The sequence below is a fragment of the Streptomyces sp. NPDC086766 genome (assembly GCF_044746005.1).
In the GTDB taxonomy this organism is placed as follows: Bacteria; Actinomycetota; Actinomycetes; order Streptomycetales; family Streptomycetaceae; genus Streptomyces.
The window spans coordinates 24,735-33,415 of sequence record NZ_JBIVBI010000030.1 but is presented as its reverse complement, the minus strand read 5'-3'; the positions used below and the strand labels follow the sequence as shown (position 1 = coordinate 33,415).

General features: G+C 70.6%; 7 protein-coding genes and 1 pseudogene. 2 read left to right on the top strand and 6 right to left on the bottom strand.

The genetic code is table 11. The features are described from left to right. Positions 1-1,117: 1,117 nt before the first annotated feature. The 4 genes and pseudogenes from ACIPM1_RS32015 to ACIPM1_RS32000 form a co-directional block, all read right to left on the bottom strand. Positions 1,118-1,423, bottom strand: coding sequence for a DUF3592 domain-containing protein (locus ACIPM1_RS32015; protein ID WP_402440621.1), 306 nt, complete (start codon positions 1,421-1,423; stop codon positions 1,118-1,120). Positions 1,424-1,479: 56 nt separating this feature from the next. Then, complete coding sequence (locus ACIPM1_RS32010) at positions 1,480-1,959, bottom strand: hypothetical protein (protein WP_402440619.1); 480 nt, start codon at positions 1,957-1,959, stop codon at positions 1,480-1,482. Positions 1,960-2,098: 139 nt separating this feature from the next. Further along, positions 2,099-2,709 (bottom strand): annotated as a pseudogene (locus ACIPM1_RS32005) (transposase); the annotation flags it as partial. 304 nt (positions 2,710-3,013) lie between these two features. Beyond that, positions 3,014-4,003, bottom strand: coding sequence for a GlxA family transcriptional regulator (locus tag ACIPM1_RS32000; RefSeq protein ID WP_402440607.1), 990 nt, complete (start codon positions 4,001-4,003; stop codon positions 3,014-3,016). Between the two features lie 90 nt (positions 4,004-4,093). Here ACIPM1_RS32000 and ACIPM1_RS31995 point away from each other — a divergent pair, with 90 nt between their 5' ends. Then, positions 4,094-4,912, top strand: a complete 819-nt coding sequence (locus ACIPM1_RS31995) for a dienelactone hydrolase family protein (protein WP_402440606.1) — start codon at positions 4,094-4,096, stop codon at positions 4,910-4,912. A 715-nt stretch (positions 4,913-5,627) separates the two neighbouring features. Here ACIPM1_RS31995 and ACIPM1_RS31990 read toward each other — a convergent pair. Both ACIPM1_RS31990 and ACIPM1_RS31985 read right to left on the bottom strand, forming a co-directional pair. Further along, positions 5,628-6,278, bottom strand: coding sequence for a LuxR C-terminal-related transcriptional regulator (locus tag ACIPM1_RS31990; RefSeq protein ID WP_402440604.1), 651 nt, complete (start codon positions 6,276-6,278; stop codon positions 5,628-5,630). Next, complete coding sequence (locus ACIPM1_RS31985) at positions 6,266-7,495, bottom strand: histidine kinase (protein ID WP_402440603.1); 1,230 nt, start codon at positions 7,493-7,495, stop codon at positions 6,266-6,268. Before ACIPM1_RS31985 ends, ACIPM1_RS31990 begins: the two co-directional genes overlap by 13 nt. A gap of 175 nt (positions 7,496-7,670) precedes the next feature. On the opposite strand from ACIPM1_RS31985, the gene ACIPM1_RS31980 reads away from it, so the two are divergent. Continuing rightward, positions 7,671-8,594 (top strand): hypothetical protein, encoded by a 924-nt coding sequence (locus tag ACIPM1_RS31980; RefSeq protein WP_402440601.1) that lies wholly within the window; start codon positions 7,671-7,673, stop codon positions 8,592-8,594. Positions 8,595-8,681 lie beyond the last annotated feature (87 nt).

Genomic DNA, 8,681 nt, shown 5'->3' with positions numbered 1-8,681 from the left:
CGGTCAGGCCCCCACCCTCCGGATACCTCACCCCACCGGCATACCGCAGGGATCATGAACCGTCACCACCCGACGACAACCCGAAAACCTCAGTAACAGCCGGCCGGTGGCCGCGGGAGGCGGTTCCTGCTCCCACAGCGACAACACCACGCCCGCTCGGGTGTTCTGAGCCAACGTTGGGATGGCCACCGCTCCGTCCGCCGAGCGGGATCGGATCGCCGATCCGTACCCCGGACGCCTCCAGTGCGGCGGTGCCCGAGGGCACGTAGAACGGGCTGCCCCTCGGCGTCGCCCCGGGCGGCGGCCCGGACCACACCGCCACGGCGACCAGCACCGAGGGGGTACCGGGAAGCAGCACGCACGGGTAGGCGGGCGCCGCCCGGTCGAACTGGTATGCCTGCTCGGCCGGACCGGTCGTGGTCGCGTCCACGATCCAGAACCGGTCACCGCCACCCGGTGCCACAGCCCACACCGAGCTGCCGAGCATGAAGGTTCCATGCCCGGCATGGCTATACGAACAAGACACCCAATGGTGTCCAAGACGTTGCATATCTGGACCCGGTGGCACTCGGTCTCCGCCCGGTCCGGGGAAACCTGCTGTGCACCACACCCGGTCAGACGAGCACGGACCTGGGGCGCATTCCTGGTGTGTTCAAACGGGTTCCGCAGCTGAGCCTCGGTAACGACGGCGCCCGCCACCAGGCCGAGGACGGCTAGGCCCCGGCTCATCCATCGCCCGGCCGGGACACCGGCCTCCTCGCTGTCTCCATCCAGCCCTGATCGCGGGCCCGCCGCCCCGGCCTACCGGCCACGGCGGGGCCGGTAGGCACGCAGCTCGGCCAGGCTGCCGCCGGCCGTCTGGACCGGGTTCCTGGTCCCAGTACAGGCCCGGCCCGGCAAGCCGGATCGGCGCGCCGATCCGCACCCCGGAAGCCTCCACCGCGACGCTGCCCGAAGGCACGTGGAACGGGCTGCCCCACCCCGTGGGGCGTCGCCGGGGCCGAGGCCGCGGTGGTCGGCGAGACCCGAACTTCGCAGGTCACTGATTCGGACGATCTGGCCGTCACCCCACAGCAGAGAGTGCGGAGGGCATCTCCTGCGGGCTCCTGGCCGAGGTTCAGATGGCCACCGCCACCACCCCCACCACCGCGAACGCGACACCGGCCAGCAGCACAGAGCCCGCCAGCAGGATGAGTACCGCACCGAACACGAGCCATCCCGTCGTGCGGCGACCGACCGTGGCGGCATTGGGGTTCACGGGGTCGTACGTGATCTCGACCCGCTCGGCACCTCCGTCCGAGCTCTTGCACTCACGCCGTACGCCGTGACGGTCGACGTACGCGTAGTAGTACTGCTTGCCGCCCTCGTGCCAGTGGGTCCCCTGTAGCTCTCCCTCGACGGTGATCCCCCGGGTACGCAGCACCCACGGTTCCCGGAACACCTGCCACCCGGCCCGCACGCCTTCCACCCCGCCGGCGATCAGGAGGGGGCCACCGCCCAAAAGACCCCCGGAACCACCCCCGTGGCGCCCGTCACCAGTAGCCCCTTCACGAGCAGCAGGGCGAGCACCAGCACGTATCCGCCGCCGAGGCCCCACCAGAGCAGACGGGCCCGGTTCGGTGCCGCCCGCTCCAGCGGCTTCTCGGTCACCAGCTCCGCCCCGTTGGGCCGCAGTTCGTCGGCGTCCCGTACGGGCAGTGCACGGCGGACGGCGTGCGCGAATTCGTGCACGGCGGGGGCACTGCGGCACCGAAGGTGGTAGGCCACGGGCTTGTTGCCCGTCAGTACGATGGTCAGCCGCCGGCCCTTTGCGCCGTGAACGTCGACTCGTTCTATCGCCGTCAGCGGTATCTGGCGCCGCACGCCGTCCGTCTTCAGCAGCACCACCCCGTCTCGCAGTCGGGCGGAGGCATGGCGTCTGCCGTGCAGCACCACCGAGGGCGTCTCTGTCGAGGTCATGCGGGCACATTAGGCGAGCTTGGGAGCCGAGGGGACGGTTGGGCCGTGTGACGAAGCGGGATGTGTGGCCCGGGCTTGCGCAGGTCGCCGCTTCAGGTCCGTGGCCGGCGGGGTCGGGTGATTTCGATGCCGATAAGTTGGCGATGCGTCCGTGCAGCCCGCGTTCGTCGAGCAGGGTGCGGGGCTTGTCGGAGTCGTAGCTGGCGTCCAGGTGGACGGTGATGTCGTCGGGTAACGGCCCGAGGCCGTCCAGGCGGTCGAGGGTGGGGGCGAGCAGCGGGGAGTCGTGGCGGTTGGCGCCGGCCAGGACACGCCCCAGGGGGACGCCGTGTCCGTCCGTCATGCCTGAGCGTTTCAGGCCCTGTTTGCCCGGTCGACCGGGGAACGCCCGGCCACCTCGCCGTCTCCGGGAGCCTTGGTGATGGAGCCGTCCACGGCGATCTGGTCGAGGACGAGGCCGACGATCCGGTCGTAGGAGTCGAGCGCGATCTGCTGGAGCTGGGCGAAGAGGCGCAGTCGTATCCACTCGTCGCGGCGGGTGCGGATCGTGGTGGCCGAGCAGGTCGTGTCGGCGATTGCCTCGTAAGAACAGGCGAAGCGCAGCAGCTGCAGCATCTTGTCGAAGACGATCCGGTCGCTGATGCGCCGACGGTGGCAGCCGAGGTCAGGGTGGTACTCCGGCCGCTCGGGCAGCAGGGCCGTGAACTGGTCCCCGAGTGGTTCGGTCAGCCATGATGGCAGCGCGGGCACAGGTCTCTCCCGTGATCACAGAGCGTCGCAACTCCATGATCGCCACGACATGCGCCTGTCTCGCTGCCGGGGTACCAGCATCGCGCCTATCTGCGCTCGCTCTAAGACGATCAGCCTCCCCGCCCTGGCCGTAACGTGCGGATCTGCGTCTACATCAAGGGCCGTCCGCCCCGGGCACCCCGTCCTCGCCGGCCGCTCCGCCCGGTGAGGCTCCCGCCCCGACCCCGGTCACCGGCTGACCTTGCGGTCACTGGCTGATTGGACGGTGGGCCCGCGCGCACCTCGCCGCGCCGGCCTTCGCCTGTCAGCCCGTCCGGCGCCGGAAGGCCGTGCGGCGCCGGAAGGCCGTGCGGTAGTCACGCGGGCGTCGTCCGGTGTGCCGGGCGAAGAGGGCTGCGAAGGTGCCGGAGTCCCGGTAGCCGACCGTGACGGCGATGGCGGCGACGGTGCCGTCCGTGGTCTCCAGGAGGTGGCGGGCGCGGCGGACGCGGGTGGTCTGCAGGTACTCCAGCGGGCTCTGTCCGGTCTCCTGCGCGAAGCGGCGCAGCAGCGTCCGGGCGCTGACGTTGAAGGCCTGCGACAGTGCGGCGAGGTCGTACCGGGCGGCGAGGTTCTGGTCGAGCCACCGCATGACCCTGCGAGAGAACTCGTTCCCCGGCTGCGGGAGAAGCCCGGCGTCGACGTAGGGGGCCTGGGACGATCGTGCGTCGTCGATGAGCGCCACCCGCGCGGTCTTTCGCGCCACGCCGGCACCGCTATGGCCGCGGATCAGCTCCAGCGCGAAGTCGTACATGGCGCTGAAGGCGGCGGTCGTCGTCACTCCCGTGTCGGTGACGACCATCAGTTCGGGCCGGACGTCGGCGTCCGGGCAGCGCCGTGCCAGTTCGTCCGCGAAGAGCCACGCCGTCGTCGCCCGCCGCCGCTCAAGCAGGCCCGCCTCGGCCAGCAGGAATGCCCCGACGCAGATCGCGACGACGGCCTCGCCCGCGGCGGCATGGGAGCGGATCGCCGCGATCTCGGGGGCCAGCGACGCCAGTTTCACGCCCACATCAAGGCCGGGCGCCAGTTCGAAGCCGGGCACGACCAGGACATCGACGTCGCGCAGCGGAGAAACGGCCAGCACAGCGCCACCGGATGCGGCGACGCGACGGCGGGGCGAGACGACCGACACCTCGTAGCCGTCGCGGTCCGGGCCGGCGATGTGCGCGGCCATCGTCAGGAGATCGGGGACGCCGAACACCTCGGACGCGAAGCACCCCGGATAGGCCAGCACCCCGACCCGCAACGCGCTCATATCCGCCTCCTCGTCCGTGGCGAGATTACCTTTATAAATGGCGATCCGGCCTCTCCCAGTCCAAGGGAGCGGCAGTCCAGGCTTGCCCCCATGAACGCAGCCAACGGACGTCTTGACGACGCGATCACGGACTTCTCCCGCCGGCGGGTGGACGTTGACGGGGTGGTGAAGACGGTGTACGTCTCGGGGGCCGGACCTGGTGTCGTACTGATGCCGGAGATGCCCGGCATCAGCCCGGACGTTCTCCGGCTGGCGCGGTGGGTGAGGGACGCGGGGTTCACCGTGTACGTCCCCTCGCTGTTCGGCCTCGATGGGGCCTACCCCACGGCCGAGGACGGGGAGAAAGTCGTCCGCCGCGCGTGCGTCAGCGCCGAGTTCCGTGCGTTCGCCGGGGAGGGCACCAGCCCCGTCACCGCGTGGCTGCGCGGCCTCGCGCGGCAGGCGCACGGCGAGTGCGGCGGACCGGGAGTCGGCGCGATCGGTCTGTGCTTCACCGGCAACTTCGCCCTGACCATGACGCTGGAGCCGTCCGTCATCGCGCCGGTGGTCAACCACCCGTCGCTGCCCCTGGACGACCCCGCGGGGCTTGAGCTCAGCGACGAGGACGCCCGCGCCGTCCAGGATCGCGTCGAGCGCGACGGGCTCACAGTCCTTGCCTACCGATTCGATAACGACCGCTGGTGCACCGGCCAGCGCTTTGCCGCCTACCGGGCGCTGCTCGGCGACGCCTTCGACGGCCGCGTCCTACCGGGCGGCGCCGCCAACACCGACCCGCCCCCGTTCTTCCGTGACGTCGTCGGACCCCCCCACAGCGTCACCACCGCCCACCTCGTCGACAAGGACGGCCACCCCACACTGAAGGCAAGGGACGAGATCCTCGCCCACCTGACCGCCCGCCTGCACCCCTAGCTCGCCGCACGCTTGATCCGGCGGCGCTCTGGAGCAGACGGTCCTTGGTGCCCCAGGCGATGGTGACCGGGACGTCCGCGCACGAGCCGGAAGCGGGTGATACGGCCGGCGCGAAGGAAGTAACTCAACGGTCACTAGCCACCGTAGAGCAGGGCCATCTCCTTGATGACCGGGAGCAGCTGCGCGACCGAGGCTGGGACCGGCTGGCGGTCGTAGGCGCCGACATCGCCGAGTGGGAGAACTCGACGGACGCCGTGGACAGGAATCTGGAGACGCCCCGCCAGGAGCGCCTGCATCTGGTCACGGCGGCGATCGGCTGGGGCCGCAGTGACAGCGAGATCGCCACCCGTGCCAGGGTGCCCCGTCGGGCGGTGTACGAACTCCGCGGCACCGTGGCCGCAGCCCGCAGAGGTAGAGCGTGTCTGGGACTGCCGTTAATAGCCCCGGACACTGGATCATCGTCCCGTCTGAAGTCCGCCTCGTGTGGGGCTTGGGCCGTTGACTGGATCGTTCCCCCGAGCCGGGAACAACGCGGCAGTTGCCGAAGACTCGTCGCAGCGTGCCGTCCTCAAATACTCGGCAGGGGTGCGGTTCAGTCGCTTCCCGGCTCGTACGGCTCGGGCACATAGTCGTCGAACGACGGCTCGTCGGGCGCATCAAGCTGGGCGTACAGTCGCGCTCGCGTCGTCGGCCATCGGCACTCTCCCGTAGGCGGTCAGTTCGGGGGCACCCCGAGGAATCGCAGCACGGCGAGGACGCGCCGGTGGTCGGCGTCGGCGGCGGGCAGGTCGAGTTTGGCGAAGATGTTGTTGATGTGCTTGGCGACCGCGCTTTCGCTGACCACCAGTGCCTCGGCGATCCCCGCGTTGGAGCGTCCCTCGGCCATCAGCGCGAGCACCTCTCGTTCCCGCGGTGTCAGCCGCTCCAACGGGTCGCTGTGGCGGCGCAGCAGCAACTGGGCGATGACCTCGGGATCCAGCGCTGTGCCGCCGTCCGCGACCCGCCGTACCGCGGCGATGAACTCCTCCACGTCGGCGACACGTTGCTTGAGCAGGTAGCCGACCCCGTTGGTGTGGGCGGTCAGCAGATCGGCCGCGTACCGCTCCTCCACGTACTGCGAGAGCAGAACCACCGCCGTCCGGGGCCACTGGCGGCGGATCACCAGCGCGGCACGCACTCCCTCGTCGGTGAAGCCCGGTGGCATCCGGACGTCGACCAGGGCGAGTTCGGGCCGGTGCTGCTCGACCGCGGTCAACAGGGCGTCCGCGTCACCCACGTCGGCTGCGATCTCGAAGCCGGCCATCTCGAGCACTTTGACGAGCCCCACGCGCAGCAGCACCGAGTCCTCGGCGATCACAGCTCGCACGGCAGCTCCGCGGTGATGGTGGTCGGGCCCCCGGCGGGGCTGCTGATGCGGAAGGATCCATCGACGGAGCCGACGCGTTTGGCCAGTCCGCCGAGCCCGCTGCCGGCTGAGGCGTCGGCGCCACCGATCCCGTCGTCGGTGACGTTCACGCGCAGCACCTTCCCGATCCGTTCGACGGTCACCCCCGCGCGGGTGGCACGGGCGTGCTTGGTCACGTTGGTCAGCGCCTCGGAGACCACGAAATAGGCGACCGACTCCACGACGGGCGCTGCTCGCTCTCCGATGCCGACGCGCAGACGTACCGGCAACGGTACCCGGGCGGCCAGGCCGGACAACGCAGCGTCCAGCCCTCGGTCTTCGAGAACCGCGGGGTGCAACCCCCGTACAAGGTCGTTGAGTTCGGCGATGGCCTCCTTCGCCTCCCGGTGCGCCGCGTCGATCACCGTACGGGCATCGTCCGGCAGGTCGGTGAGAGTGGCCTTGGCCAGTCCGAGATTGACCGCAAGGGAGACCAGGCGCTGCTGGGTGCCGTCGTGGAGATCGCGTTCGATGCGGCGGCGCTCGGCGTCGAGGGCTTCGATCAGGTCGGTGCGGCTCTCGACCAGGTGCTCGACACGCTGCCGAAGCCGCTCGTTCCGGCTCGGCCCCAGCAGCGTCGGCGCAAGCCGGGCCTCGGTCCGGGCCGTCGCCCCGGCCAGCCAGGGGGCGCTGCACAGCAGCACGACGCCGCCGACGGTGTAGACGCCGCCGACGGTGTAGAAAAACGCCCGGTCCACCGGCAGCGCCCAGAGCCACCCGAAGACGGTGGCACCCGCCACCGCCACGGCCCACGCCGCGAGCACCAGCAGTTCCAGAGCAGCCAGCAACGGCCCGAGCAGGAGGTGGTATCCGACCTGCCGCCAGGTCTGGGCCGAGGACAGCCACCGCAGGGCACGCCTCGGCCACCATCGTTCCGGCGTCGGCGTCAGCCGGGGGACGTCCACACCGAGCAACGCTCGATAACGGTGTCGTTGAACAACGGTGAGCGCCGGAACGCCGACGAGGAACAGCGCGAACGGTATCGGGACCACAGCCCACGCGTTCGCCTTCACGACGATCGTCACGCCCCAGACCCACAGCGGAGTCAGGGCAAGGTGCAGCGGAATCCCGGCTGCCACGAAGCTGGTGTCCCGTCGCGCTCGAAGTAATGCGCGTCGCAGCGTCCGGGAACTCCTCATGACTCGACGGTAGAACGCCTGGTGACGCACATGCCATGCACCGTGCATCCGGATCGATGGTGAAGCCAGTACCAGCCCCAAGTCGGACCTTCGCGTTACCGACGCGCGCACCCGCCGCAGGAAAGCTTGTCCATGTACGGCACACAAGCCCGCATCCGGGAGGAGACGCAGCCCCATGGCCTACGTCGATCCGGCAGCTTGCGGCGCTGCGGACGCGCTGCCCGCCGCCATCGCGGACGTGCTCTTCTTGTCGCGCACCGCTGTGCTGCGAGAGCAAGGCACCATCGACAGGAGGCGGTGGCCCGGCACGGCGTTGATCGGGTGCGGCCTCGCGCTGCTGCCCTGGCTGCTGGTGCTGGCGGCCGCGCTGCCCACCGCACCCAGCGTCCCGCACTGGTCGGCCGCGTGGGTGGGGCTGGATGCGCTGGAGGCCCTGGGCCTCACCGCCACCGGAGCACTGCTGCTGCGCCGGGATCCTCGGCACCCGCTCACCGCGGCGGCAACCGCCGCGCTGCTGATCGTCGACGCCTGGTTCGACATCGTCACCTCTGCCCCCGGAGCCGAACTCGCCGCAGCGATCGCGATGGCCGCCGTCGCGGAACTACCGATGGCGGCCTTGTGCGTCGTGCTGGCCACCGCTTCCTGCCGCCCCGGCTTCCCCGGCCACGATCGTCCGCCCCACCATCGCCGACCCGATGTCACTGCGGGTGCTGCCGCCACGCCCCCGCCCACACCTCTGGAGGAGACCACGATGACCGAGCAACCCCCGGCACCGGCAAAACGCCCCCAGCCCGCCGAGCGCCCGGAAGGCGGGGGCGAGAACGCCATCGTGGACCTGTTCGTCGAACGGCTCGGGGACCGGATCGACGACCGCGTCGCCGCGTCGTTCGACGAGGTGTGCGCCGAGCGGCTGGCGGAGCCCGGCCCTCTTCAGCGAGCTGTGGTCCGCGACCGAAGGGCGGAGCTCAGGGTCCTGTTGCTCTCACTGATCCTCGGCACCGTCGCAACAACCTTCACTCCCGGCGGGACCACCGCGCTGCTCATCTCCTGGGCCGGACTGGTGGTCCTCAACCTCGCCTACCTCTTCCGCCCACGCTGACACCCGACTCGGTCCGTCCCCGGAGGCTCACACCAGCCGACGCGCCGTCGCCCACCCGGGCGGTGAGGGGCAGGACCTCCCGTCCGC

Bases quoted from the DNA above. Each gene is read 5' to 3' on its own strand.
- ACIPM1_RS32010 (WP_402440619.1), bottom strand. From the start codon at position 1,959: ATGACCTCGACAGAGACGCCCTCGGTGGTGCTGCACGGCAGACGCCAT.
- ACIPM1_RS32000 (WP_402440607.1), bottom strand. From the start codon at position 4,003: ATGAGCGCGTTGCGGGTCGGGGTGCTGGCCTATCCGGGGTGCTTCGCG.
- ACIPM1_RS31995 (WP_402440606.1), top strand. From the start codon at position 4,094: ATGAACGCAGCCAACGGACGTCTTGACGACGCGATCACGGACTTCTCC.
- ACIPM1_RS31985 (WP_402440603.1), bottom strand. From the start codon at position 7,495: ATGAGGAGTTCCCGGACGCTGCGACGCGCATTACTTCGAGCGCGACGG.
- ACIPM1_RS31980 (WP_402440601.1), top strand. From the start codon at position 7,671: ATGGCCTACGTCGATCCGGCAGCTTGCGGCGCTGCGGACGCGCTGCCC.